This window comes from Mesorhizobium sp. CO1-1-8, assembly GCF_020164875.1.
Lineage (GTDB): Bacteria > Pseudomonadota > Alphaproteobacteria > Rhizobiales > Rhizobiaceae > Mesorhizobium.
In genome coordinates, this window is record NZ_JAIUGZ010000011.1 from 150,960 (window position 1) to 175,161 (window position 24,202).

At 63.1% G+C, this 24,202-nt stretch carries 20 protein-coding genes and 1 tRNA gene; 19 read left to right on the forward strand and 2 right to left on the reverse strand.

Translation table 11 applies throughout. The features are described 5' to 3' along the window. Positions 1–58 precede the first annotated feature (58 nt). The gene (locus tag LB558_RS21650; RefSeq protein ID WP_224699485.1) at positions 59–3,835 is read right to left on the reverse strand and encodes a PAS domain S-box protein; all 3,777 of its coding nucleotides are present in this window, start codon (positions 3,833–3,835) and stop codon (positions 59–61) included. A gap of 247 nt (positions 3,836–4,082) precedes the next feature. On the opposite strand from LB558_RS21650, the gene LB558_RS21655 reads away from it, so the two are divergent. The 10 genes from LB558_RS21655 to LB558_RS21700 all read left to right on the forward strand — a co-directional run bounded on the left by LB558_RS21655 (position 4,083) and on the right by LB558_RS21700 (position 17,801). Then, positions 4,083–4,541, forward strand: a complete 459-nt coding sequence (locus LB558_RS21655; protein WP_224699397.1) for a phasin — start codon at positions 4,083–4,085, stop codon at positions 4,539–4,541. A 371-nt stretch (positions 4,542–4,912) separates the two neighbouring features. Further along, positions 4,913–4,989, forward strand: a tRNA-His gene (locus LB558_RS21660). Between the two features lie 129 nt (positions 4,990–5,118). Continuing rightward, entirely contained in the window at positions 5,119–6,480 is a 1,362-nt protein-coding gene (locus tag LB558_RS21665; protein WP_224699398.1) for a DUF6538 domain-containing protein, read from the forward strand. A gap of 445 nt (positions 6,481–6,925) precedes the next feature. Further along, positions 6,926–7,888: an ArdC family protein gene (locus LB558_RS21670; RefSeq protein WP_224699399.1), complete on the forward strand. Its 963-nt coding sequence runs from the start codon at positions 6,926–6,928 to the stop codon at positions 7,886–7,888. Beyond that, complete coding sequence (locus LB558_RS21675) at positions 7,885–8,292, forward strand: DUF2958 domain-containing protein (protein ID WP_224699400.1); 408 nt, start codon at positions 7,885–7,887, stop codon at positions 8,290–8,292. Before LB558_RS21670 ends, LB558_RS21675 begins: the two co-directional genes overlap by 4 nt. A gap of 64 nt (positions 8,293–8,356) precedes the next feature. Continuing rightward, positions 8,357–10,486, forward strand: a complete 2,130-nt coding sequence (locus LB558_RS21680; protein WP_224699401.1) for a ParB/RepB/Spo0J family partition protein — start codon at positions 8,357–8,359, stop codon at positions 10,484–10,486. Positions 10,487–10,652: 166 nt separating this feature from the next. Further along, positions 10,653–14,972 carry a strawberry notch family protein gene (locus tag LB558_RS21685; RefSeq protein WP_224699402.1) on the forward strand — a complete coding sequence of 1,440 codons (4,320 nt, stop codon included), beginning with the start codon at positions 10,653–10,655 and terminating at the stop codon, positions 14,970–14,972. Beyond that, positions 14,972–16,036: a toprim domain-containing protein gene (locus LB558_RS21690; protein ID WP_224699403.1), complete on the forward strand. Its 1,065-nt coding sequence runs from the start codon at positions 14,972–14,974 to the stop codon at positions 16,034–16,036. Before LB558_RS21685 ends, LB558_RS21690 begins: the two co-directional genes overlap by 1 nt. Positions 16,037–16,355: 319 nt before the next feature. Beyond that, positions 16,356–17,285: a DUF2493 domain-containing protein gene (locus LB558_RS21695; RefSeq protein WP_224699404.1), complete on the forward strand. Its 930-nt coding sequence runs from the start codon at positions 16,356–16,358 to the stop codon at positions 17,283–17,285. Positions 17,286–17,633: 348 nt separating this feature from the next. Further along, the gene (locus tag LB558_RS21700) at positions 17,634–17,801 is read left to right on the forward strand and encodes a hypothetical protein (protein ID WP_224699405.1); all 168 of its coding nucleotides are present in this window, start codon (positions 17,634–17,636) and stop codon (positions 17,799–17,801) included. Between the two features lie 45 nt (positions 17,802–17,846). Here the strand turns inward: LB558_RS21700 and LB558_RS21705 are convergent, their stop codons facing one another. After that, positions 17,847–18,287, reverse strand: coding sequence for an Lrp/AsnC family transcriptional regulator (locus LB558_RS21705; protein ID WP_224699486.1), 441 nt, complete (start codon positions 18,285–18,287; stop codon positions 17,847–17,849). 129 nt (positions 18,288–18,416) lie between these two features. On the opposite strand from LB558_RS21705, the gene rocF reads away from it, so the two are divergent. The 9 genes from rocF (at position 18,417) to LB558_RS21750 (ending at position 24,182) form a co-directional block, all read left to right on the forward strand. Beyond that, positions 18,417–19,352 carry an arginase gene (gene rocF / locus LB558_RS21710; RefSeq protein ID WP_224699406.1) on the forward strand — a complete coding sequence of 312 codons (936 nt, stop codon included), beginning with the start codon at positions 18,417–18,419 and terminating at the stop codon, positions 19,350–19,352. Further along, positions 19,349–20,407, forward strand: coding sequence for an ornithine cyclodeaminase (locus tag LB558_RS21715; RefSeq protein WP_224699407.1), 1,059 nt, complete (start codon positions 19,349–19,351; stop codon positions 20,405–20,407). The genes rocF and LB558_RS21715 overlap by 4 nt, the downstream gene beginning before the upstream one ends. A gap of 558 nt (positions 20,408–20,965) precedes the next feature. Beyond that, positions 20,966–21,292, forward strand: a complete 327-nt coding sequence (locus tag LB558_RS21720) for a DUF736 domain-containing protein (RefSeq protein WP_224699408.1) — start codon at positions 20,966–20,968, stop codon at positions 21,290–21,292. 173 nt (positions 21,293–21,465) lie between these two features. Further along, on the forward strand, positions 21,466–21,726 hold the full coding sequence (locus LB558_RS21725; RefSeq protein WP_224699409.1) for a DNA -binding domain-containing protein: 261 nt from the start codon (positions 21,466–21,468) through the stop codon (positions 21,724–21,726). Positions 21,727–21,849: 123 nt separating this feature from the next. After that, complete coding sequence (locus LB558_RS21730) at positions 21,850–22,224, forward strand: transcriptional regulator domain-containing protein (protein ID WP_224699410.1); 375 nt, start codon at positions 21,850–21,852, stop codon at positions 22,222–22,224. Further along, the gene (locus LB558_RS21735; protein WP_318011658.1) at positions 22,124–22,618 is read left to right on the forward strand and encodes a DUF2285 domain-containing protein; all 495 of its coding nucleotides are present in this window, start codon (positions 22,124–22,126) and stop codon (positions 22,616–22,618) included. The genes LB558_RS21730 and LB558_RS21735 overlap by 101 nt, the downstream gene beginning before the upstream one ends. A 128-nt stretch (positions 22,619–22,746) precedes the next feature. Beyond that, the gene (locus tag LB558_RS21740) at positions 22,747–23,028 is read left to right on the forward strand and encodes a helix-turn-helix transcriptional regulator (RefSeq protein ID WP_224699412.1); all 282 of its coding nucleotides are present in this window, start codon (positions 22,747–22,749) and stop codon (positions 23,026–23,028) included. A 99-nt stretch (positions 23,029–23,127) separates the two neighbouring features. After that, positions 23,128–23,640, forward strand: a complete 513-nt coding sequence (locus tag LB558_RS21745; RefSeq protein ID WP_224699413.1) for a DUF2840 domain-containing protein — start codon at positions 23,128–23,130, stop codon at positions 23,638–23,640. Further along, a complete protein-coding gene (locus tag LB558_RS21750) occupies positions 23,637–24,182 on the forward strand; it encodes a S26 family signal peptidase (RefSeq protein WP_224699414.1) in 546 nt (181 codons plus the stop codon). Before LB558_RS21745 ends, LB558_RS21750 begins: the two co-directional genes overlap by 4 nt. Positions 24,183–24,202 lie beyond the last annotated feature (20 nt).

Sequence of the window (24,202 nt, forward strand, 5' to 3'; positions counted from 1 at the left end):
AAGGCGTCCCTTTGGGCGCCTTTTCTTTTATCGGGATCGAACAGTGGAGAGGGCTGACCTATTCCGCGAGCACACGGGTCGACGGAAAAGCGACCTCGACCAGGGTGCCTTCGCCCGGTGTCGAATTGATGGTGAACCGGGCACGGTTGGCTTCCACCATCGCTTTGGTCAACGGCAGTCCAAGCCCGGTCCCGTCGCCGCGTCCGCGCTTCAGGGCGTTGATCTGCTTGAACGGCTTCAGCGCCTGCTCGATCTCGGCATGGCTCATGCCGATGCCGGTGTCGCGCACCCGCATGACGACGTCGCCCGACGTCTCATAGGCGGTCGAGACGATCACCTGGCCGCCGGCCTGGGTGTAGCGGATGGCATTGGACAGGATGTTGAGCGCGATCTGGCGCACGCTGCGCAGGTCGGCCACCACTTCCGGCAACCGCGAAGCGAAGCTGGAGCGGATGATGACCCGTTCGCGATTGGCCTGCGGCTGCATCATCGCCACCGTCTCGGCCAGCGTGTCGTTGAGCGACACCGCCTCATAGGCCATCTCCTGCTGGCCAGCCTCGATCTTGGAGATGTCAAGCAGGTCGTTGACCAGGTCGAGCACATGATTGCCCGAGCGGTTGATGTCGCGCAGATAGTCGCGGTAGCGATCGTTGGCGACAGGTCCGAACTTCTCGTCGACCATCAGTTCGGAAAAGCCGATGATGGCATTGAGCGGCGTGCGGATCTCATGGCTGATGCGGGCGAGGAAATCGGTCTTCTGCGAGGACGCGCGCTCGGCCACCGCACGTGCCTGCGTCAAGTCCTCTTCGGCCCGTTTCCACTGCGTGATATCGCGAACGACGGCGCAGAAGCCGCTGTCGTTGGGCAGCCGGCCGATGGTCATGAACAGCGGAATGAAGCGTCCTTGCGATTCGCGCCCGATCACCTCGCGGCCGTCATTCATGACACTCGCCACGCCGGGCTCGGACAGCCCATTGAGATAGTCGCGTGCCGCGCGCTGGCTTTCGATGGCAAACAGCGACGCGAATGGCTTGCCGGTCACGTCGTCGCTGTCGAAGCCGAACAGTGCTTCGGCCGGCCGGCTGATCGATCGGATGGTGCCGTCACGGCCGATCAGCACGACGCCGTCGGTGGCGGTGTCGATGATGGTGCGCATCTCGGCGATGCGCGCCTTGAGCTCGGAAACATCCGGCTGCGTCTGCTCGTCGCCAACCACATGCAGGCTCGCCGGCGCATCATCCTCGCCGGAGCGTCGCACGACCAGCATCAGCGCCTTGCCGTCGCGCCAGGGGACAGAGCGCAAAATGGCCTCGATCGGGAATTCCTGTCCATCTCGCGTCTTCAGCCGCAGCGCGCGATCGGTGCCGTCGGAAACGCCGTCGTCGGCATAGGGATCGGCAAACAACGCGCCGAGGCCGCCCGCATCCGCCAGATCGTCGAGCGCCTCGTAGCCGGTCAGGCTGAGGAATTCCTCGTTCGCATAGTGCAACTGGTCTCCGGAATGGATGAGCAGCGGCACGGGCAGCTTGCCGAGCAGCGACGTGTCCGGAGCCTTGTGTTCATCTCCGGCGGAAAACGCCGACGGCACGAACCCTTCGGCCTTGAGCGGCGGAACCTGCAGGCGAGGGCGCTCGACGCGTATTTCCGCAGCGTCGCCCGCATTGACAGTTTCCCCGGTAACCGCCTGCTCGTCGGGCGACGCGGCTTCCTCGTCGGGCTGCGCCCAATCCTCACTGTCTTCGGCATCGCGAAAGTCTGCTGACGTCATGCTGTCGTCATCGAGGACGTCATGTGTCGCGCCAGCGGCTTCAGGCTCTTCGCCGGGCGAAACGGCAGGCGTGTTCTCTGGTTCCGCCGCCACCGGGCCACGTTCGTCATCTTGGCCGGCATAGTCGAGCAACGAGCCCGTCACATTCATTCCCGGGGGGGCTTCACGAGCCGCTTCGTCCGGGTGACCGTCAAGCCGTGCCAGATCCTGCTCGTATTCGGCATCGGCATCGAATGGCTCGACCGGTTCGTTCTCTGGCCCTGACGCAGGGATGCCGTCGGTGCGAAACGGGTCGTCGGACGCCCTGACCGGAGCCTCGGCCTCCGCCGTCGACGCCTCCGCAGTCTCAGTCTCTGGCGGCTCGACCGGAGCACTATCCTTCTTCAGCCGCTCGCCGATTTCGCGGAACGCGCTGCGTTCCAGGGTCGACAGGCCCTTGTCGTTGGCTGGCTGGCGATGTTCGGCGAGCCGGATCACCTTGTCGGCAAAGCGCCGCTCCTGTTTCGGCACGATGGTCAGCGCCGGCACCTCGCCCTTGAACGGATCCGATGCCTGAGGGCCCTCGGCCTTGGCATCCTCGGCGTTCGGCTGTTCGGGCGCGGGTTGGATGGCTTGCGGTTCCGGCGTTGCCGGCGCCTGGCTGTTGGGCACCAGCGCCATGCCGATGGCCTCCGGATCGACGACCGCGTCGCTGGCGCGGGCGACGCCGAAGCCGCGGAAACCCTCGAAGGCGCGGCTGCGGCCGTAAACAGGCAGCGCCGCCAGGTCGACCGGTATCTTCAGATCGGTGCCGACGACCGGCCACAGCACGGAGCGCCCGGACCAGGTATCGCGCCGTTCGAGGAGCCCCGATATCTCGCCGGAGGGGTCGAGGCCGAATGCAGCGGCGACATCCCTGAAGCGTCGGCCGATCACGTCTGCCGCCGGCCTGCCGACGATGTCGGCGAATTCCGGCGACAGCGCGCTGAACTTGCCTTCGGCATCGGTGCGCCAGACGAAGCGCACCGGCGCCGCTGCGCGGTCTATCGCCGAGACGGTCGTTGGCGTGGCCGCGGAGGTGGCCTGGACTCCCACGGCGGCCGGCTCTTGAGGCGCTTCAGGTTCGGATGCGGCAGGTCGCGGCGCCTGTTGCCCTCCGTCCTCGCCGGCGTTGAAGTACCAATGGTCGTGCTGCGCGGGCGTGCGCTCTGCTGCCGGCTGATCGCTGTTGGCAGCCGTCGGCGTCTGCCCGATCGCGTCGGCGATCTCATGCGGCTGCGATGCGGCGATGTCGTCGGCCGGCTGCGAGGTGCCTGGTTCGTCGGTCGGTGTCTCGCGACCCTGTTCCGGCTGGGAAGCCGCGTCGCCAGCAGGCGCCGCCTCGGCAATGGTTTGCGTAGGATGTTCGCCCGCAGGCGCTGTGTCGTCGAGCTGGTCCTCGTCGATCACCACCAGCAGATGCCGCTCCTCGGTCAATCTTGCCAGCCCCGCCGGGTAGGAGGCCGTGCCGCCGGGGACAAGGCGCTTGATGATGCGGTCGCTCTCGGCTGCGACGTCGGCAACCAGTGCCGCCAGCGTCTTCGGCAGGATACCCAGTGCCGAAAATCCTTCCGAGGCCGCCTCGACGTTGCCCGCGGCATCGACAAAGGCTATAAAATGACCATCCTCGGTGAAGCCGCTAATGGCGCGCGCGGCGATTTCGCCGGCACTGCGTGACCCTGTCTGAGCCGCCGGCACTGCCAGCATGATCGCCTTTTCGGCGTCCGGCATGGTCACCGCACTGGCCAGGAAGCCGACTGCGCGGCTGGTCATGCCGGTCGCCAGCCGCACCATGATGGCGCGGTCACTGCCAATCTCGGGAAATCCGTTGGTCGCCATGATCTGGCGCCTGGCGATCACGGGCAACTGCGCCGAGGCGCCGATGATCGTCTCGATGTCGGGATAACCAAACATCGCGGCTCCTGGCCCATTGGCCCAGATCACCTGCTCCAGATCCGCCGTCAGGATCGCGATCGCGTCGCCTGCGGCAAAGCGCTGGCGGACCGCATCGAGCACGGCGACATCGAGGAAGGAATATTCGGACGGCATGCGCTTGGCGGACCTCACGGAGCGGCGATTTGCAGTTAACGCTTTGTTAATAAAAGCCGGAGGCGCGAAGGTCCACAAGCCAGAACGTGCAAAGGCTGGAATCTGGGCTCGTGGTTAACGGCCCAAAAGAAATTTATGGTGCACTGCAACAAAGATATTGCAATGCACAAAATTTGCCTTTATATTGCCATCATACATGAACGAGACGGCTTTCTGTCAAAGCCGCTGCCGCTGAAAAGGATGGAAAATGTCCAGGACCAAGACCGCCGAGACGATCGAAAACGTTGAATTCCCGAGCTTCGACGCTTCCAAGGCCACTGACCAGATCCGCGCTTTCGCCGAAAAGGGCGTTGAGCAGTCGAAAGAGGCCTATGCCAAGCTGAAGACCGGCGCCGAGGAGACCCAGAAGGCTCTGGAGTCGACCTACGAGACCGCCAAGACCGTTTCCAGCGACCTGTCGCTCAAGACCATCTCCGCTTTGCGTGCCAATGCCGAGGCCGGTTTTTCCCACCTCGAAGCCCTGATCGGCGCCAAGTCGCTGTCGGAAGTCGTCGAGTTGCAGACCGCCTTCCTGCGCAAGCGTGTCGAGTCGACCGTCGAGCAGGCCAAGGACTTCCAGGCCGTTGCCTCCAAGGCGGCCGAGGACGTCTCCAAGCCGATCAAGACCGCCTTCGAGAAGGCGATGAAGGAAATCAAGGTTGCCTAACATTTGCGCATGATCTGAAGATGCAACAAAAGGTCGCATTTTCTTAAAAACCGATCATGTGTATGATGGCAGCCATCAAGGAATACCCGGTGAGTGGAACCTCCTCCCTCTGCTCTCCGGGGTGACCAGCCAGCACCTCCTCCCGCTGGCTCGTAACAGGAAAAGGCCGGCACCTCCTCCCGCCGGCCTTTTTCTTTGTCCGTCGCCCGGTCCCTGCCTGCGCCTTCTTGCTGGCAAATGCCGCGCCGATGTGGGGAAGTGCCCTTTGCTTTCCAAAAGCCTTGAATTAGAATCCATAAGCCCGTAAGGACGCATCGCCGAACGACAGAGCGGTCGGGACGAGCTTTCTGTTCGATCCGCTCAGGCAACGTGCCGTTGTAGCTCAGATGGTTAGAGCGCCGGATTGTGGATCCGGAGGTCGCTGGTTCGATCCCAGCCAACGGTACCATCAGACTTTCCCATAAGTGTTTGATTTTGCTGCAGAATTTTGCCAAGAGATGCTTGGCTCTTGCAGCGGTTTCCGGTTTTGTGCTACGTATTGTGCTACCTATTGTGCTACAAGGAGCGTCTTGGTACCATGGGACGACGTCGTGAGGAGCAAGATCCTGACCGCTTCCTGCGACTGAGGGGGGATCGTTTCCACTACTATCGCCGCGTGCCCAAGGAGGTCCGCGACCTCGACCAGCGCGGTGAATTCGTTCGGCGCGCCCTCGGCACCGCTGACCGAAAAAAGGCGCGTACCGCCCGAGATCTCAACGAGGCAGCCGATAATGCTTTGTGGGCATCGTTGATGCTGGGTAACAATCCACAGGCGGCACGCATCCGACATGATCAAGCCATCAAGCGCGCCGAGTCGCTGGGGTTCGTTTATCGGCCACTTGCCGAGATACTCACCGCCGAACCGTTGGAAACCATCCTTCAGCGCTTCGAAACCACGATAGCAGAGCCGGCGAAATCCCCTGTGGTGGATGCCGTCGCGGGCATGGTCGAGCGACCTGACGAAAAGATGTCCGATGCGCTGAAGGTCTACTTCTCCGAGATCGTTCGCGATGAGTTGCGTACCAAGAGCCCCGATCAGCGCAAGCGCTGGAAGGCCAAGCGGCAAATGAGCGTCGATGTGTTCATCGAACTGGTCGAGGACAAGCCGATGAGCAAGATCACGCGCGAAGACGCGCTGAAGGTTCATAAATATTGGCTTGACCGAGTGGCGCCGGAGGAGGGCGCTGGCGATCGCTCGGCCTCTACGGGCAACCGCAACATAGGCAACCTGCGATCGCTCTACGGAGATTATTTTCGCCATCTGGGATTCCCTGAGCAAAAGAACCCGTTTGCCGATCTATCCTTTAGCGACAAATCGAAGCGCAGTCGCCCGCCATTCCCAACCGACTGGATCAAAGACAAAATACTCGCGCCGGGTGCCTTGAGGGATCTCAACGACCAGGCGCGGGGAATCGTGCTGGCGTTTGTAGAGACCGGCTGCCGGCCCAGCGAGATTGCGAACCTTCATGATGGCGTGATCCATCTTGAACATGACGTACCGCACATCTCGGTCGAGCCTCGCGAGGATCCGGAGGATCCGCGCGAAATCAAGACAGCATCGTCAGTGCGAAAGGTACCGCTCGTCGGCGTTGCTCTGGAGGTCTTCAAAAAGCACCCGAACGGATTTCCGAGATACAAGGACCGCGAGGCGCAGCTATCGGCTGCCGTCAATAAGCATTTCAAGAAGCACAATCTCTTCCCCACCGAGAACCACACCTTCTACTCGCTCCGCCACTCCTTCGAGGACCGTATGAAGAACGCACGGCTCGATGAGGAACTGCGGCGTATGCTGATGGGCCATACGATCGACCGCCCCAGATACGGCGAAGGCGGTGAAATGAAGATGTGGCAGGAGGAGCTTATGAAGATCGCACTGCCGTTCGATCCTGCAATCGTTTGACTCGCTCGTGTACAATGGCGATCCGTTCTTTCCTCGCCTGGTAGTCTTGCAGCGCGCGCTCCAGGTGGTCGTACAGGGGGAGCCATGCCTCACCCTTGTCGCCTCGCGACACGATTATCTCAGCAACGCGGTCGAGCACGCGCTCGATGCGCTCTGCCGTAACGGGCCGAGGCGCCGGCGAGTAGGACCTCACCATTTTACCCTTCTTGCGACCAGCATCCACTCCACGCGTCCCAACTGTCCTTGCGGGAAGGAGATTGAGGCGCGAGTTCCAACGTTGGGAAAGGCGAAAATCCGAAACGCGTGGCCTGGCGTGCCATCTCGCGCACATAGGTCGATCCGCGTTGCGGCCGGGTCCTACAGGAGAGTGAGAGTGCGGACCGGGTCTTCCGTGACGGGTTGAGAGCCGGAGGAAAGCCTCCGGTGCCCGTCGCGGAGAACCGCGATGTCTTATCAACGCAATCGAGCCGGCGGCGTTGCTTCCCGGAGCAGCCTTTATGATGATATCACCAATAAGATCATCACCGGGTTGGAGGCGGGCCGTTTCCCTTGGGTTCAGCCTTGGGGGACAGCCGCTGCGAAAGCGCCGCTGTCGGTTCCGAAGAATGCCAGCACCGGCAAGGCCTACAGCGGCATCAACGTGCTCATCCTCTGGGGCGCCGTCGTCGAGCGCGGTTATCAGACGCAAAGCTGGTTGACCTTTCGGCAGGCACAAGTGCTCGGCGGCAACGTCCGCAAAGGGGAGCAGGGCACCACTGTCGTGTATGCTGATCGCTTCATCCCGGACGATGAGAAGAAGCGCGCCAGAGAGGCCGGCGAGGATGCCCGAGCGGTTCCGTTCCTCAAACGCTTTACGGTATTCAATATCGAGCAATGTGAAGGTTTGCCAGATGCAATCTCCGTGTCGCCTCCGCTACCGGACGCGCGGCTGATCGACCCTCGTGTCAAGGCGCTGATCAGGGGCACGAGTATCGAATTCCGTATCGGCGGGAACCAAGCCTACTATGTACCGGCTCGCGACTATGTTCAGGTGCCTCCTCCGCAAGCGTACTTCGAACCGATCAACTGGCATCGCACCGCGCTGCATGAGCTTGGTCACGCTACGGGCCACGCCTTACGCCTCGGCCGCGATTTGTCCGGCTCCTTTGGAACCAGAAAATATGCCTTCGAGGAGCTCGTGGCTGAGATCAACGCAGCGTTCTGCTGCGCCGCGCTCGGCATCGTGCCAACGGTACGACATGCTGACTACATAGGCTCTTGGCTCGAGGTGCTGCGAGAGGACAACCGCGCTATCGTGCGCGCCGCCTGCCAGGCCAGCAAGGCGGCCGATTGGCTTCTCAGTCACCTACCTGAGGATGGCGCGCTGCCGTTTGAGATGGATGCGGGTGCCGACAGGAGGGCCGCATGATCCTGCTGTGCCCAGACCTACACGATCTCCTTCTCGCCAATAGCCGCCGCCGCGAAGCTGACCACGTCCCGGCTGTCCGCTTCTTCAATCCGCTCGGTGCCGGCACATGGCTCGCGACTGAACTCGACGAGGATGGCGACACCCTGTTCGGGCTGGCCGACCCCGGTTTCGGTTGTCCCGAGCTTGGCTCCTTCAGCCTCTCTGAATTGCAATCGATCCGCCTGCCATTCGGCATGACCATCGAACGCGATCTCCTTTTCACCGGAAAACACCCCATCTCGGCCTATGCGGAGGCTGCCCGCATCGCTGGAAGCATCCCGGGGGGCGAACGCATCTTGCGCGGCGCTGCCGATGGGCAGCGGTGTGACCAACCGAGCCCGAAGGTAGGAGAGGAAGAGGGTTGAGGGGATTTCGTGACGGGTTCAGGACCGAGAGAGAGGCTCTCGGCGCCCGTCGCGGAGAAACCCGATGGTCACTGCCGTTCAAAAGATCACCCTGTCGCCCTCGCGCGACATTCCCTTCAACAAGCTGGTTCTCGCCCAGACCAATGTCAGGCGCATCAACGCCGGCGTCTCGATCGAGGACCTCGCTGCCTCGATCGCCCGTCGCGGCCTGATCCAGGGCATCCACGTCCGTCCCGTTCTCGATGCCGATGGCCAGGAGACCGGGATGTTCGAGGTGCCGGCCGGCGGCCGCCGCTACCGCGCCCTGGAAATGCTTGTGAAGCAGAAGCAACTCGCAAAGACGGCGCCCGTACCGTGTGTTGTCGGCAACTCTTCCGGCCCAATTCTCGCCGCGGAGGTCTCGCTAGCCGAGAACATGGACCGCGCTCCGCTCCATCCGCTCGATGCATATCGCGCCTTCAAGGAAATGCGCGACAAGGGCATGTCGGAGGAGGAGATTGCTGCCGCCTTCTTCATCTCAGTCAACATCGTCAAGCAACGTCTCAAGCTCACCGCCGTGTCTGCGGCGCTCCTCGACGTCTATGCCGACGATGGCATGACGATCGGCCAACTGGAGGCCTTCTCGGTCAACAATGACCATGCACGGCAAGAGCAGGTCTGGGAGGCAGTCAAGAACAGCTGGTCGAAGGAGCCATACCAGATTCGCCGCATGCTGACCGAGAACACCGTTCGTGCCTCTGACAAGCGAGCCGTCTTCGTGGGATTGGACGCGTATGAGGCAGCAGGTGGCGAAGTGCTGCGCGACCTGTTCCAGTCGGATGATGGCGGATGGTTGCAAGATGTGCCGCTGCTCGACCGTCTCGTCACCGAGAAACTGCAGGTGATGGCCGACGAGATCGCCAACGAAGGCTGGAAGTGGATCGAAGTCGCGGTGGGCTTCCCCTATGGCGCGGCGCACGGCTTGCGCGAACTCGATGGTACGCCGGTCGACCTCTCCGACGAGGAGCAGGCAACGCTCGGCGCATTGCGTGACGAGTTCGGCAAGCTGCAATCGGAATATGAGGAGGCCGACGAGTTGCCGGATGAAGTCGACCAGCGGTTCGGTGAACTTGAAGCCGCGATCAAAACGCTGGAATCGCGACCTGTTCGCTTCGAGCCGGCTGATGTCGCGCGCGCCGGTGTCTTCATTAGCGTGGATTCGGATGGGTCGCTCCTCGTCGAGCGCGGCTTTGTGAAGCCGGAGGACGAAACCCCCGGTGCGGCCGAAGGCGACAACAGTCACAGCGTCGAGGGAGGCTACGAACCAGCCACGACGGGCTCGGTTCAGCGGGCCGTCATCACCATCGGTGGTCAGCCGACCGAGCCGGGGGATGATGAGGAAGATGAAATCAAGCCATTGCCGGATCGCCTGATCATGGAATTGACTGCCGAGCGTACGCTGGCGCTGCGCGACAAACTCGCAAACGATCCGGCGACCGCTTTCCTGGCAGTGCTGCACAAGCTCGTGCGTGACGTTTTCTCTCGCTACAGCTCGAATGGCGTGGCGATGGAAATCTCTGTCCGCGGCACGGTCTTTTCGGCGCAGTCTTCCGAGCTTCGCGATACACCTTACGCACGCGCGATCGACATTCGCCATAAGGCCTGGGAAGCCCGTCTTCCGGGTGCTGTCGCCGATCTTTGGGATGCGCTTGCGGCGCTCTCGGCCCCTGAGCAGGCCGAGTTGTTCGCCCATTGCGCATCCTTCGGCGTGAACGCTCTTTATGAACGGGCCGATCGCTACGGCAACGGCGCCATCTCCGCGCATGGCGTGCAGCAGCGACTTGCCGAGGCCGATCATCTGGCTCGTGCGGTCGGGCTCGACATGGTTGATGCCGGCTGGCGGCCGACGGTTGGCAACTATCTCGGTCGCGTCACCAAGGCACGTATCCTCGAGGCCGTGCGCGAAGGCGAAGGCGAGCGCGCCACGCAGTTGATCGACCACCTCAAGAAGGGCGACATGGCCAAGGAGGCGGAGCGGCTCCTGGCCGACAGTCGCTGGCTGCCTGAACCCCTGCGGCTTGCCGAGCTAGATCTAGAGGCGGCCGATTCCTCCTCGGACAGCGAAGACGAAGCGCTGCCCGAATTTCTCGCAGGTGGCGGCGACGACGGAGTGACTGACGACGAGGAGGAACCGCAGCTCCCGGCCGCTGAGTAGGCACAGCCTCCTTTCAGATCGACTTGCCCGGCACTCGCAAGAGCGCCGGGCTTTTTTTGTGCGCGGACGATCAGAGTGAGAGTCCGGCCGCGACGGGTTTGAGCCCGTCCGGTCAGAGAGAGCGCCGGCGAGCTTTCCCGTTGTCGCTCTCCCGAGGGCCTTCCCGATGAACGTTTTGTTTCCGACGGCGACTGTCAATCCAGTTGCGTCTGCTTCCCTGCCTTCCGATCCAGCCGCTGCCATATACGCCGCGGCCCTGCATCTCCTTCCCCATCTCGAACGCGGTCAGCGTATCGACACAGCCGATTTGCGCGCCACAATGGAAGCGGCATTCGGCCGGTCCGACGCCAGTGGCGCCTGGGATTGGAAGACCGCCTATGATGCCGGCGAGGCGGCGACCGTCCTTTTTCTTCGCAGATATGGAAAATCGATTCTACGCAAAGCCGGATCTCCGGCTTGCGCCTTACCGCTCTACGGCAGGATTGCCGACCTTCTGCCCACACATACGCGCCGGTCCGAGGAGAGCCAGGCGTTCCAGCAGTTTTCCACTCCGATCCCCTTGGGCTTCGCTGCTGTCGCCGCGGCGGCCATCACCCCTGCAGACCGTGTGCTTGAGCCTTCCGCTGGCACTGGCCTGCTCGCCATCCTTGCCGAGATTGCCGGCGGTTCGCTTGTCCTCAATGAACTCGCCGCACTACGCGCATGTCTGCTATCCGCACTCTTTCCGGCCCTCACGGTCACCCGGTTCGACGCCGCCCAGATGGACGATCATCTGGATCCGGCGATCATGCCGACCGTCGTGCTGATGAATCCGCCATTTTCCGTGCTCGCCAATGTCCAGGGTCGTGTCGCCGATGCAGCCTGTCGCCACGTCGCCTCGGCACTTGCCCGGCTTGCCGATGGCGGTCGTCTGGTCACGATCACCGGTGCGAACTTCGGGCCGGAGACACCTGCCTGGCGTGATGCCTTTGTCCGCCTGCAGGAGCGCAGCCGGGTCGTTTTCACCGCTACGATCGGCGGCTCGGTCTATGCGAAGCATGGCACGACCATCGAGACGCGGCTGACCGTCATCGACAAGCTGCCGGCTGGCGACTCATCCCTCTTTCCGGCCTCTCCCGGTCTTGCACCGGATGTCGCGACCCTGCTCGGCTGGATAGCGGAACATGTGCCTGCGCGGCTGCCGGTCGCGAATACGGTCAAAGTCGTTCCCGCTATTGCGACATCCCGCACCGTGCGAGGCTATCTCGCGCGTCCTGCCGCTATGCCGGCTCGCTCGAACCAGTCCGAACTCGTGGGCGTCGAGCTCGCCTATGAGACGGTAGACTGGGCGCCCGACGAGGGTGCGCGCCTGACCGAGGCGATCTATGAGGAATACGGATTGCAGACGATCCGCATTCCAGGGTCCCAGGCGCATCCAACCAAGCTGGTGCAATCCGCCGCAATGGCCTCCGTCGCACCGCCGAAGCCGGGTTATCGACCGACGCTTCCGAGCGGTATTCTGAAGTCGCTCTCCGATGCCCAACTCGAAACGCTGATCCTCGCCGGCGAGGCTCATGCGGGCTTTCTCGCCGGATCGTGGTCGGTCGACGATACATTCGACATCGTCAAGGCCGCGCCGGAGGATGCCGAACGCGCCGTGCGCTTCCGGCGCGGTTTCTTCATCGGCGACGGCACCGGCGTCGGCAAGGGTCGGCAAGCGGCGAGTATCGTTCTCGACAACTGGCTGCAGGATCGTCGAAAGGCGGTGTGGATCTCCAAGTCGGACAAGTTGCTCGAGGACGCTCAGCGTGACTGGTCGGCACTCGATATGGAGCGTCTGCTAGTCACCCCGCTGTCGCGCTTCCCGAAAGGCCGTCCCATCACGCTGCCGGAAGGCATCCTGTTTACAACCTATGCCACGCTACGCTCCGACGACTGCGGCGAGAAGGTTTCGCGCGTCAAGCAGATCGTCGAATGGTTGGGCTCCGAGTTTGAAGGCGTGATCATTTTCGACGAAGCGCATGCCATGCAGAATGCCGGTGGCGGCAAGGGAGAACGCGGTGATGTCGCCCCGTCTCAGCAGGGCCGCGCCGGCCTGCGTCTACAGCACGCCCTGCCGGGGGCACGTGTCGTGTATGTCTCCGCGACTGGCGCCACGACGGTCCGCAATCTCGCCTATGCCCAACGGCTCGGCCTGTGGGGCGGTGAGGATCTGCCATTCTCGACCCGTGCGGAATTCATCAACGAGATAGAGGCGGGTGGCGTGGCAGCGATGGAGGTGCTGGCCCGGGACCTCCGAGCCCTTGGCCTTTACACGGCGCGCTCGCTGTCCTTCGACGGCGTCGAATACGAACTGGTCCAGCATGAACTGACGCCAGAACAGCGGCGTATCTACGATGCCTATGCGGCTGCCTTTGCAGTCATTCACAACCATCTCGATGCAGCCATGCAGGCCGCCAACATCACCTGCGACAGCGGCACGTTGAACCGCCAGGCCAAGTCAGCCGCACGCTCGGCCTTCGAAAGCGCCAAGCAGCGCTTCTTCGGCCATCTTTTGACATCGATGAAGACGCCGACGTTGATCCGCTCGATCGACCAGGATCTCAACGCCGGGCATTCGGCGGTCATCCAGATCGTCTCCACCGGCGAGGCGCTGATGGAGCGCAGGCTAGCCGAGGTCCCGACGCAGGAATGGAACGATGTCCGCGTCGACATCACGCCACGAGAATATGTCCTCGACTACCTCGCGCATTCCTTCCCAGTCCAGCTCTACGAGCCCTTCACCGATTCCGAGGGCAACCTGTCGTCAAGACCGGTCTTCCGTGACGGCCAATCGGTGGAAAGCCGCGAGGCGGTCGCGCGCCGTACGGCTCTGATCGAGAAGCTCGCCAGCTTGCCAGCGGTCCCCGGCGCGCTCGACCAGATCGTCCAGCGCTTCGGCACGGATATCGTGGCGGAGGTGACAGGCAGGTCACGGCGCATCGTCCGGAAGGGCGAACGGCTCATGGTTGAGAGCCGCGCGGCGTCAGCCAATCTCGCCGAGAGACAGGCCTTCATGGACGACATGAAACGCGTTCTCGTCTTCAGCGATGCAGGCGGGACAGGACGCAGCTACCACGCTGACCTGTCGTCACGGAACATTCGGCTTCGCGTCCACTACCTGCTCGAGCCGGGCTGGAAAGCCGACACGGGCATCCAGGGTCTTGGCCGCACGCACCGGACCAATCAGGCTCAACCGCCGCTTTTCCGGCCGATCGCGACCAATGTGAAAGCAGAGAAGCGCTTCCTCTCCACCATCGCCCGCCGCCTCGACACGCTGGGTGCCATCACGCGCGGCCAGCGCCAGACTGGCGGACAAGGCCTGTTCCGGCCAGAGGACAATCTGGAGTCGCACTATGCGCGCGATGCGCTGCGCCAACTTTATCTGCTGATCGTACGCGGCAGGGTAAAGGGCTGTTCCCTGCAGCAATTCGAGGAGATGACCGGCCTGAAGCTTATGGACGAGAACGGCATCAAGGATGACCTGCCGCCGATCACCACCTTCCTCAATCGGCTGCTGGCACTCACCATCGACCTGCAGGACATCCTGTTCGCGGCTTTCGAGCAACTGCTCACCGCCAAGGTGGAAGGGGCCATCGCTGCGGGCCTCTACGACGTTGGGCTGGAAACGCTGCAGGCGGAGAGCTTCGTCGTCACCGACCGGCGCACGATCTACACCCATCCCGGCTCAGGCGCCGAAACGCAGCTCCTCACCATTATCCAGCGCCAGCGCAATCGACCGATGCCGTTCGAGGAGGCTATCGCCTGTTGTCAGGATCCGCGGTCCATCCTGCTCGTCAACGAACGCTCAGGTCGCGCCGCCGTGCAGGTTCCAGCGCCATCACTCATGCTCGACGATGGCGAGGTCGAACGGCGCGTTCGCCTGATCCGTCCGATGGAACAAAACCATGCTTCTCTCCGTCTGACAGAGGAAAGTCATTGGACCGATGTAGATCGCGACACCTTTGCGGCGGCCTGGAATGCAGAGGTCGCCAACGTCCCGGCGTTCTCCGATTCAACTATCCACGTCGTCGCAGGACTGTTGCTGCCGATCTGGAAGCGGCTGCCAAACGACTCAAGCCGTGTCTATCGGCTCCAGACCGATGACGGCGAGCGCATCATCGGTCGCATGGTCTCGGCAGCTTGGGCCGCTGGCGCTCTCGCAACGGGTATGCGCACACTTACAACAGACGATGCCTTCGCCGCACTGATCGATGGCCGCACAACGCTCGACCTTGCCGAAGGACTTCATCTGCGACGTGTCCGCGTCATGGGTGCCAACCGCATCGAGCTTTCGGGCTTCACCGACACCGTGCGCGAGCGGCTCTCGGCCTACGGGCTTTTCCACGAGATTATATCCTGGAAGCTTCGCATGTTCGTTCCCACCGATGACGCGGGACCGGTCATCCTTGCCAGGGTCCTCGATCGCTATCCGGTGCAGTGCATCAGCGAGAGGGAGGACAGCTGATGCCCCGTCTCGATGTTTCCGAACTGGCATCTCGGCTCGGCCAACAGGCCGAGGCAGTGTGCAGCCGCTATCTCTCCAACGGTCATCGCGAGGGGCGTTACTGGCTGGTCGGCGATGTGCGCAACACGCCGGGTCGGTCCATGTTTGTCCGCCTGAAAGGACCGGAATTCGGCAAAGGCGCCGCCGGGAAATGGACCGACGCCGCCACTGGCGAGCACGGCGATCTGCTCGATGTCATTCGGGAGTCTTGCGGCCTGGCCGACTTCAAGGACGTCGCCGACGAGGCGCGCAGCTTTTTGTCGATACCCCAACCGGCGCCCGATCCAACTGAACGTAGAAGGCAATCGGTTCTTGCCCCTTCCGGCTCTGTCGAAGCGGCGAGGCGGCTGGTTTCCATGTCGCGGCCGATCTCACGGTCGCTCGTGGAGACGTATTTGCGTGGACGTGGATTAACGGCCTTGCACGAAACCGGAAGTCTTCGATTCCATCCGCGTTGCTACTACAGGCCCAACGTGGATGCGCCGACCGAGATCCGGCCCGCGATGATTGCGGCCGTCACTGACTTGACAGGCAGGCTTACTGGGGCACACCGCACCTGGCTCGATCCGGCCGGTTTCAGCGAGCCCCACCTTGGCCGCGCGCCGATCGACACGCCCAGGCGTGCCATGGGTGATCTGCTTGGGCACGCGGTCCGCTTCGGCGTCGGCTGCGATGTCATGGCAGCCGGTGAAGGCATCGAGACGATGCTGTCACAGCGTACGGCGCTGCCTTCCATGCCGGTGATCGCGGCCCTGTCGGCAGCACATCTGTCCGCCATCCTGTTCCCAGACACACTGCGGCGTCTCTACATCGCCCGCGACAATGACCCGGCGGGGCATGGAGCAGTGGCGACCCTTGTCGAGCGCGCCAACTCGGCGGGGATCGAGGCGATCGTGCTGCAGCCGCAACTCGGCGACTTCAACGAGGATCTGCGTCTGCTCGGTCCCGATGCCCTCAGGACAATCCTGCGGGTTCAGATCGCACCGCAGGACGCTGAACGCTTTGTGGCGCGAGCAGCGGCCTGACCGGGAGGGAAGCGAGCGCTGGCCTTGTCCCTGGCGATGGTCGCCGCAATGTCCGGCTTCTTTGCCGGAAGGCGACGCCCCACGGCCTTCTAGAGGGCGATCGATGCGCCGGTCGGTCGGGATTGGCAATGGCTGCGCCCGGCTATTTTCCGGCGCGCCGCGGAGGCGCGTTCCATCGCGAACAAAATAGCCGGGCTTCGCCATCCTCCACTTCCGTTCCGGCCCTGCGCTGGCGCTGCGGGTGCAGATCCGAACCGTCCGTCGCCGTCGTCGCCATGAAGGCCGCGATGGACGCGACCGATCCAGGAAAGGAAGGCACATGAGCGACCACCATGATACGGACTTCGAACAGCCGCACGCGTCATCGCCGACCGAGCACGTCCTTCACGAACTACAACTCTACGGCTACCGGCCCTTCGAAGACGAACCCGATCCGCGACCGCTTCCCGAGGGGCCTGTCATCGCAGCCAGCATCGCCGACATCTTCGACGCCCTCGTGGTGGCGATGGCCGACACACGTCTCGAACCCGACCTCGAGGAACTGCTCTGGGGCACGGTCAACCTGTTCCATCGCGCAACCAACCGGATCGAACGCCAACTCGACGACAACGAACTCTCCCAGCGGCGCCTGCAGCGCGAACAGGACGGCTCCGAGGTCAAGTCCGTTGAACTTGAACTGCTCACCGCCCAAGGTCAGTCGCTGCTCGAAAGCCGCCATGCCTTCGAACTGATGCGGGATCAGGCCGCCGAGCACTTCGAGCGACACACCCTTTCGATCTGGCGACCGCGTTCGGGTTCCGTGGTCAACCACCGCAATCTCACCGCGGCGATGATCGACAGCCGCGATTTCCTTGCCGCAAAGAAGTATGCCGACAGTCAGGTCCTTTTGCCTCCTGGGCCGAAGGTCGCCTTCACCGGCGGCCTCGACTTCAATGACCATCGCCTCATCTGGGCCAAGCTCGACCAGATACACTCCAAGCATCCGGACATGGTTCTGGTCCATGGCGGATCACCCAGGGGTGCCGAGTTGATCGCCGCCAAATGGGCTCACAATCGCAAGGTGCCACAGATCGCCTTCAAGCCTGACTGGACCAAGCACGCCAAGGCCGCTCCCTTCAAACGCAACGACGCGATGCTCGACACAATGCCTATCGGCGTCGTTTATTTTCCAGGCACGGGCATTCAGGAAAACCTCGCCGACAAGGCGCGCGGGCTGGGCATCCCGGTCATGAAATTCGGCGCCACTTGAGGGGTCGCGTCCTGCCAACTCCGCACGCGACTTACCCGTCCGACAGAGCGCCCCGAGACAAGGTCAGGCGATGGCGCTTCCCGGCATGGCTGCGCTGAATGCAAAGTCTTGAGCTTGGATTTTCGTCTTGCCGGCTCCTGATTGGAAGCGGGGATCGCTCTCCTCGTTCATGGGCGCGATTCCTTGCTCCGGACCGAGGGCCTGATGCCATCAACCCGTAAAGGGTCGGACTACGCAAAGCGTGCCGCCGTTTCGACTTCGCCTCCACGGTGATTGCGGCCCTCGGCCGGACACATCGGGCGCCTGTCACGCGGGGAGCAATCCCCGCTTCCAATCAGGAGCCGGAAGATGTCTCTCGCACAAGCAAACGCCTTTGCCCTCAGCCTCGCCACCAGCCTCATGGTTAGCATCGTTGTCTTTCGCGCCGGCGACGGGACCCTCTCCGTAATGCCCGCAGAAGAGTACGACGGCGACGCCTCAGAAATCGTCTGTGAAATCGACCCCTATGCAAGGTGAACTGGCAAGGCCTTGCAGCTCCGCGAGGCTGGTCGCCCACAGCAGTTATGTCAGTCGTGCGCGGGTCGTGCGCGGCGTGGCCAGCAGCAGACTTGTCTCGCTGCCCGTTATGCCGGGGATCAGCCTTATCCTTCGCAGCACCGCGTCGAAATCGGTCAGCGTTGCGGTGCCGAGCTCGACCACCAGGTCCCAGCGGCCGTTGGTGGTGTGGATGGTGGAGACCTCGGCGAGGCCGCCGAGCGCCTTGACCACGCGGTCGGCGGCGTGACCTTCGATCTCGATCATCATCATGCCACGGATGCGTTGATCGACCGCGTCGGCGCGCAGCACCACCGTGTAGCCGATGATCTCGCCGGATTTCTGCAGCCGCTCCATGCGCGCCCTGACCGTGGCGCGCGAGACGCCGAGATCAACGGCGAGGTCGGAGACGCTGCGCCGCGCATCGTGCCGCAGAAGCGTCACCAGTCTTTCGTCGAGCGGGTCCATCATTGTCCATCTTGATCAGAATTGCTGCTCGAAATGATAAATGAGTCTTATCGAAATGCCAATTTCGCCTGTTCAAACCGCCAGCGAGCGATGATCCAATCCACGCAATCAATCGCGAGGGCGAAAATCATGCGCTGCAGGATCGTTGGCGTGCCGGTGCAGGACGGCGCGGGCAGGATGGGATGTGAGATGGGACCGAGCGCGCTTCGCACGGCGGGGCTAGTCTCGGTACTTTCGGAACTCGGCCATGAAGTCGAGGATTGGGGGGCGGTCGAAAAGATCGCGGCCCACCCTCTCGTCCATGGCAATCTTGCGCTGAAGGCGCTGCCCGAGATTTCCGCCTGGACGGCGGCGATCGCCGAGACAGCCTATGCGGCCTCGCGGGAAGCCATGCCGATCTTCCTTGGCGGCGACCATTCGATCTCCGCCGGCACGGTCTCCGGCGTAGCGCGCCGCGCGGCCGAACGCGGTCGCCCGCTCTTCGTGCTGTGGCTCGACGCGCATCCGGATTTTCATACGCTCGACACCACCACCAGCGGCAACCTGCATGGCGTGCCGCTCGCCTATGCCAGCGGCAGGGCGGGCTTTGACGGCTACTTCCCCGATCTGCCCGTTGCCGTCGACCCTGCCCGCATCTGCGTCATGGGCCTGCGCAGCGTCGATCCGGCCGAGCGCCGGGCGCTGAGCGAAGCGGGCGTCACCGTGCACGACATGCGCACCATTGACGAGCATGGCATCGCGCCTCTGCTGCGCGCCTTCCTGGCCGTCGTCGAAAAGGCCGGTGGCCTGCTGCATGTCAGCCTCGATGTCGACTTTCTCGACCCCTCGATCGCGCCGGCCGTCGGCACCACCGTGCCTGGCGGCGCCACCTTCCGCGAGGCGCATCTGGTGATGGAGATGCTGTCCGACAGTGGGCTCGTCTCCAGCCTGGACCTGGTCGAGCTGAACCCGTTCCTCGACGAGCGCGGCCGCACCGCCACACTCATGGTCGACCTGACCGCCAGCCTGATGGGCCGCCGCATCATGGACCGCCCGACCCTCAGCCATTCCGGAAGCATGTCATGACCCAGCCATCGCGCCTTGCCATCGTCCCTTTCGTCAGCGTCGACCGCATGATGAAGCTGGTGCTGACCATCGGCGTCGAGCGGTTCCTCACCGAACTCGCCGCCTATATCGAGGAGGATTTCCGCCGCTGGGAACTGTTCGACAAGACGCCGCGCATCGCCTCGCACAGCCATGACGGCGTCATCGAGCTGATGCCGACCAGCGATGGCCGGCTCTACGGCTTCAAATATGTCAACGGCCATCCGAAGAACATGCGCGAGGGCCGCCAGACCGTGACTGCCTTCGGCGTGCTCGCCGATGTCGGTTCCGGCTATCCGATGCTGCTCACCGAAATGACGATCCTGACGGCGCTGCGCACAGCGGCCACTTCGGCTGTCGCGGCCAAATATCTGGCGCAAATGGGGTCGCGCGCCATGGCCATCATCGGCAATGGCGCCCAGTCCGAATTCCAGGCCGTTGCCTTCAAGGCGCTGCTCGGCATCGACCGGCTGCGGCTCTACGACATCGACCGCCAGGCCTCGGAAAAGTGCGCCCGCAATCTTGCCGGCAAGGGCTTCGACATCACCATCTGCACCACCGGTCAGGATGCGGTGGAAGGCGTCGACATCATCACCACAGTGACTGCCGACAAGCAGTACGCCACCATCCTCACCGACAACATGGTCGGCGCAGGCGTTCACATCAATGCGGTCGGCGGCGACTGCCCCGGCAAAACCGAGCTGCATCGCGACATCCTGCTGCGCTCCGACATTTTCGTCGAGTTCCCGCCGCAGACGCGCATCGAGGGTGAGATTCAGCAGCTCGACGCCGACCATCCGGTGACCGAGCTGTGGCAGGTAATGACCGGCAAGGCAGAAGGCCGCAAGACGGCGGAACAGATCACGCTGTTTGATTCCGTCGGCTTTGCCACCGAGGATTTTTCAGCCCTGCGCTATGTCCGCGACCAGCTCCAGGCCACCGGCCTCTATGAGGAGCTCGACCTGCTCGCCGATCCAGACGAGCCCCGCGACCTCTTCGGCATGCTGCTCAGAGCAGCGATCCAACCGGCGGCTTGAGCAGCGTCCTACAGGTAAGGTCAATCACTCGCTCGGTGGCAGCGCCAGCTTCATCGATTTACTGCCGCTCACGCGGCGCATCGTCATCCCCTATGCCCGCCGGATCAAAGAGCGGCTTGATCGCAACGGACGACGAGATCGCAGAGATTGCGGCCAGGCGCTCGGTTCGTCACCGGCAAATGCGACTGGGAGGCGTGGGAGCTCCCCTTGGTTGATGCCGATCGCGCTCACGTGGCTTTCTCTGTGAAGTCGGACCCAAGGCAGTCCTATCTCCTCACCACAACCCAGTCGTTACGGGCACACCGGTAGCGGTCTCTTCGATTGGTGTTTCTGGTCTGAAGGACGGCTTCGCCTCGGTCGCCTGTGACGCAACGGCACGTCGCGACTTTCTTCCCCTGCCGGCTGCGCCGCCATTCCTCGCGAACAACAAAGTCGCTCCCGTACCGTCCTGCGCTTCGCTTCGGCCCTTGGGTGCGCCGGCGATCGCCTTCGCCCTTGCGACCACCATCGAGACCGCAATGGTGCGGCTCGAAGCAGACAGGATCAAGGAGAACTATCATGGCTACCATCGGCACCTTCAAGAAGTCCGGCAACAACGAGTTCACTGGCGAAATCGTCACCCTCAGCGTCCAGGCTCGCGGCGTCCGCATCGTCCCCGAAACCCGGGCCAACGGCGAAAATGCCCCCAGCCACCGCGTCTTCGTCGGCCGTGCCGAGATCGGCGCCGCCTGGTCCAAGCAGTCCAACGAGGGCCGCGACTATCTCGGCCTCAAGCTCGACGATCCGAGCTTCACCGCCCCGATCTTCGCCAACCTCTTCAATGACGAGGACGGTGAGGGCTACAGCCTGATCTGGTCCCGCCCGAGCCGCCGCAACGCAGAATAGAGACTCGTCAGAAGTTCCGCCCGGGCCGTCCGGGCGGAACCTCACTTGAAGCCGCGAGGCCCAAGGGGCGGCGATGCCGGGATTGCATCGTGTGATGCTCGCGAAGCGGCCTCCGCAGCCACCGTGACATCTGTAAGAATTGCGTTTTACCTCTAACCCGTGGGGGAGTGCACATGATTGAGCCGTTCGACGACACCGCGCCAACGGGAGACGAACTCACCGACTACGATCGCCGCCACATCAAGCTGTACATGCGCTTGTTTGACGCCGACGCCGACGGCGCCGATTGGCGCGAGGTCGTCAAGATCATCTTCGGGATCGATCCGAAAGAAGAGCCTCGACGCGCCCGACAGGTTCATGACAGCCATCTGGCGCGGGCGCGCTGGATGACGCGAACCGGCTACCGGCATCTCCTGCGCAAGACCGACACCTGACAAGCATTTTCGCCTCGGTGATGCTGAAAAAGCATCACGCGATGCCCATCCGGGCTCTTCCGCCAATCGCAATGGCCCGGAATCGATTCAGGCACCACTTGCAGCCCGATGAGGAACCGCACGATGAAGCCGGACACGTCACGTTGGCGGGACAACACCAGCTACGACTTCTATGACAGCTTACCAGTTGAAGGGCTGGCCTGGGAGTGCTTGCGCCGTTGGAATGCGTATCAGCGGTTCTACGTGACGCTCGCCCGTTTGGGAGCGGAGACGCAACCGTTTCCAACAAAAGCGCAGAGACGCTGGGGGTTGCGATTTCGCCGCTCGTCCCGAGCTGTCCGCATTGATGCAAGACGTCCTGTGGTCACCTCTTGCCGACCCCGCGGTGCTGACCCTTGTGCCGTCGCCAGACTTCCTGTCAACCGATCTTTTCACGGGACTCGCCGGGATAGGCGCTCACCACGACAGCCCGCAGGGGTCGCATGCCATCGTCCATGACAGCGGGATCGCAACGCAGCTTCTCCTCTTTCCGGGCAGCGAAGCGAGTTGTTCCCGCGCGGCCTTGATCCCGCTGGATTCCGCGACCCTGGGGCGGGTCGAGGCCCTGGTCCGTTTCTGGCGCGGCTATAGCGGGCGGCCTGTGCCGCCCGATACGCGAATGACTGTTCAGCAGAGGCGCCGGTTGCGCTTGATGATGCGGGCCGCCGACGGTCGCACGAACGGCGCCAGCTATCGTGAAATCGCGACTGCTTTCTATGGGACGGGGCGTGTTGCCTCCAGTCCCTGGAAAACCTCGCCGCTTCGCAGCACCGTGATCGGTCTCGTCAAGGGCGCAAGAACCATGATCGCCGGCGGCTATCTGCAATTGCTGCGCCATCGCAAGCGCTCCTAGCCCTCCTGGGGTGGGAATATTGCACCCCCCAATCTTCCCCATCCCCAGCGAAGCCGCCTTTCCGCCACAGTGGTCGCTGCCCGCCGCTGAGCACCAGCGGCCCTCAAAACCTCACGGAGGCTCGATACATGCGACCAGATCTAGCTGCTTTGCCGCCGCGCTTTCTGCGCACCAAGGAAGCTGCAGAATTCCTCAGCCTGTCGTCGCGCACGCTCGAGAAACACCGTACTTATGGCACCGGCCCTGGCTATCGCAAACTCGGCGGCCGTGTCGTCTACGCCGTGGACGATCTCAAGGCCTGGGCTGAGCGCGGCGCAGTGACCTCCACTTCCGACCCGCGCGGATCCGTGCTTCCAGCCAAGCGCCATCCATCAGCGGCCCCTGCCCCGGCCGGGCGGTTTGGCCGCTGAACTGGGCTCGTGCAAAGAGGCCTCGGATCCACCACGCCGGCCTCACTTCAGCAACTACATCACGCGGTCTGCTTCCCCGCGAAATCAGGAGACAGCCAAATGGGCACTGTCGTTGACTTCCGTTCAGGCCGATCGGCAATCCACGCGATGGACGGCTTGACCCACGTCGAATTGACATGGGTTGAGAAGAAGATCGAGTACTGGATCCGCTTCGGTTCGGCGGCTCGGGAGAAGATTCTCGACCGCCATCGGCGCATCGTTTCGTTTCGCCCAGGCACCGTCTTTGCCTTTGTTCGCTGGGCAGCGAACGATTTTGGCACGCTCATTTCCCGCATCGACATCGTGCGCGCTGTCGCCGAAGGCGAAGCGCACCAGACGCTGCCTTTCGTGCGACCCGGCGGCGACATCCTGCTCAGGTCTGATGGCTGGCCCAGGGTGGAGCGGGTGTTGCAAATGATCGATGCCATTGAGCAACTCGGCATCGATCCGGAAGCGGTCTCGGCTGATCACTGGCGGCATGTCCACAACCGATTGACGGCGGGACAGGAGCCACGCGCCTATACCTTGGATCTTCACCGCGCCCACTTGCTCCGGCGGCGGGTCCAGCCATGACGCGGCCCGCAACCTTGCTCGCGACGGTGCTCGCGACGACGGCCATGCTCTGTCCCGCGTTCACCGCGGTGTCCCCAAAGTTCATCTGGAACGCTTCAGCCAGTACACCAATTGGCCTGTACCTGATCGAAGGCGGCGTGCCATTCTCGGCAAACGATCTGGTTGCCGTTGCCCCGCCCGAACCGCTTGCAACATTGCTTGCCGATCGCGGTTATCTGCCGAAGGGCGTGCTGCTCATCAAGCATATCTTTGCGGTCACAGGCCAAACCGTGTGCCGGAAAGGGCTGACTATTTCAGTCGATGGCATTGACGTCGGTATGGCGCTCAAACGCGATAGCAACGGTCGCGACCTGCCGCATTGGCAAGGCTGCCGACGCATCCCCGCCGACGCCGTTTTGCTGATGAACAGTCACGTCCGCGACAGCTTCGACGGTCGCTATTTCGGCCTCCTCCCCACCGGTCACATCATCGGCCACGCGGTTCCGCTGTGGACGGACGAGCAGGGCGTCGGCCGCTTCCAATGGCGTGCGCCAGCGCGGTGAGCGCGCGCCACCGGCGGCGC